The 212-nt window shown below is 54.7% G+C and carries 1 protein-coding gene; it reads left to right on the top strand.

Features of this window, described 5'->3' with window-relative positions; translation table 11 throughout:
- A partial coding sequence (locus tag FRY97_RS23440) for a transposase domain-containing protein (protein WP_147169802.1) occupies positions 1 to 196 on the top strand: 196 nt, incomplete at its 5' end.
- Positions 197 to 212 lie beyond the last annotated feature (16 nt).

The raw sequence follows: 212 nt of genomic DNA, 5'->3' as shown, positions 1-212 counted from the left end.
TCTCTTTGCCGGGTCCCACGAAGCCGCCCAGCGGGCCGCTATGATCTACAGCTTCATGGCCAGCTGTAAGGAACATCAGATCAATCCTTACCAATGGCTTAAAGACACCCTCGATCGTATCCCTGACACCAAGCTCTCCGAACTCCACACCCTAATACCCAGCCCCCAGTGGAGACCAATGGAGCAAAACACGTAGTTGCTCGGACGCTTAC

The sequence above is a fragment of the Phaeodactylibacter luteus genome (assembly GCF_007993045.1).
GTDB classification, from domain to species: Bacteria; Bacteroidota; Bacteroidia; order Chitinophagales; family Saprospiraceae; genus Phaeodactylibacter; species Phaeodactylibacter luteus.
This window is presented reverse-complemented; position numbering and strand designations above follow the sequence as displayed.